2 protein-coding genes are annotated in these 1,892 nt (G+C 40.1%); both read left to right on the plus strand.

What is annotated here, in order from left to right:
* Nucleotides 1-130 precede the first annotated feature (130 nt).
* On the plus strand, nucleotides 131-865 hold the full coding sequence (locus tag EXE29_RS17155; protein WP_058952676.1) for a Bax inhibitor-1/YccA family protein: 735 nt from the start codon (nucleotides 131-133) through the stop codon (nucleotides 863-865).
* Nucleotides 866-1,009: 144 nt separating this feature from the next.
* Entirely contained in the window at nucleotides 1,010-1,813 is an 804-nt protein-coding gene (locus EXE29_RS17160) for an enoyl-ACP reductase FabI (RefSeq protein ID WP_058952677.1), read from the plus strand.
* The last annotated feature ends 79 nt before the right edge of the window (nucleotides 1,814-1,892 follow it).

A 1,892-nucleotide genomic window follows, 5' to 3' on the forward strand; every position in this document is an offset into this window, starting at 1 on the left:
CTCTTTTTTATTGAAATCGAATAGAGCTGAGGGTATTTGTGTAGAAAAAAGAAACACTTTTTTGCTATACAAGTTTAAAACAAGCTTTATGATAAAGTAAATTAATTAAATTATAACAAAGAGTTGAGTTATGCAAAGTAATAACCCTATTTTGAACCGCGTGGAAACACATGCGGACTATAGTCAACCGATGACTGTTCAAGGTGCTATTCAGAAGTCTGTATTACTTACAGTGATTGCGGCTGTGGTCGGTATAGCACTGTTTTTATACTGTTTCATGACCTTAAATATTTCGCTAGCCTATGCTGCAACCTTAGTCGGTGCGATTGGTGGTCTAATTTTAGGCCTGATTGCAACTTTTAAACCAAATACCGCACGTACCCTTGCCATTCCATATGCCTTGTTTGAAGGTGCTTTTTTAGGTGGGGTGTCGGTTATTTTCCAATTGAAATATCCGGGTGTACCTTTACAAGCGCTCTTGGCAACTTTTGTCACCACTTTAGTGATGTTTGGCCTGTATCGTTTTCAAATTATTCGTGCCACTGAAAAATTCAAATCTGTAGTGATGTCAGCATCAATTGCCATCGCGATTGTCTTTGTGGTGCAGATGGTCATGCGTTTGGCTTTTGGTTCAAGCATTCCATTTTTATTTGAAAACAATTTATTAGGTTTAGGTTTTGCCGCTTTTGTTGCAGTGATTGCATCACTGAACTTAATTCTAGATTTTGATTTGATTGAAAGTGCTGCGGCACAACACGCTCCGAAAGCGATGGAATGGCTGTGTGGTATTGCACTACTAGCGACTCTGGTGTGGATGTACTATTCATTCCTACGTCTACTCAGCATGTTGCGTGGCGACGACTAATCTCCTTAGTTTTAACAAATACGCCCCTTCATTGGGGCGTATTTGTTATTGAATGTTGATGAATTGAAAAAAGGCGCATTATGCAATTTCGGTTTCAACTTAAACTTGGCATTATGCAGATAAATTATTTTGAGTGAGAGTCACATGGCACAAGGACTATTGGCTGGAAAGCGTTTTTTAGTAGCAGGTATTGCAAGTAAATTATCAATTGCATTTGGTATTGCTCAAGCGCTTCACCGTGAAGGCGCGGAACTTGCATTTACTTATCCAAATGAAAAACTGAAAAAACGTGTAGATGAATTTGCAGCACAATTTGGCTCAACGATTGTTCTACCATGTGATGTGGCTGTCGACGCTGAAATTGAACAGACTTTTGTTGAATTGGCAAAACACTGGGACGGGTTAGACGGTGTAGTACATTCGATTAGTTTTGCGCCTGCGCATACATTGGATGGTGACTTTACCGATGTAACGGATCGTAATGGTTTTAAAGTGGCACATGACATTAGTGCATATAGCTTTATTGCGATGGCGCGTGCTGCGAAGCCGTTACTTTTAGTTCGTCAAGGTTGTTTATTGACTTTGACTTACCAAGGTTCTGAACGTGTAATGCCAAACTACAATGTGATGGGTATGGCGAAAGCATCATTAGAAGCGGGCGTACGTTACTTGGCATCAAGCTTGGGTGCAGAAGGGATTCGTGTGAATGCGATTTCAGCAGGGCCAATCCGTACTTTGGCGGCATCAGGGATTAAGTCGTTCCGCAAAATGTTAGATGTAAACGAAAAAATTTCACCACTTAAACGTAATGTGACCATTGAAGATGTCGGTAATGCTGCATTATTCCTTTGCTCACCTTGGGCAAATGGTATTACCGGTGAAATCATGTATGTCGATGCAGGTTTCAACACTGTGGGGATGAGCCCAGACTTGATGCTTGATGAATAATTAGATTGATTAAAATCATTTAATAAAGCCGCTTTTATAGCGGCTTTGTTTTTGAAGATAGCGAGTGAGATTTTAAAAA

This window comes from Acinetobacter sp. WCHAc060006 (genome assembly GCF_004209135.1).
In the GTDB taxonomy this organism is placed as follows: Bacteria; Pseudomonadota; Gammaproteobacteria; order Pseudomonadales; family Moraxellaceae; genus Acinetobacter; species Acinetobacter cumulans.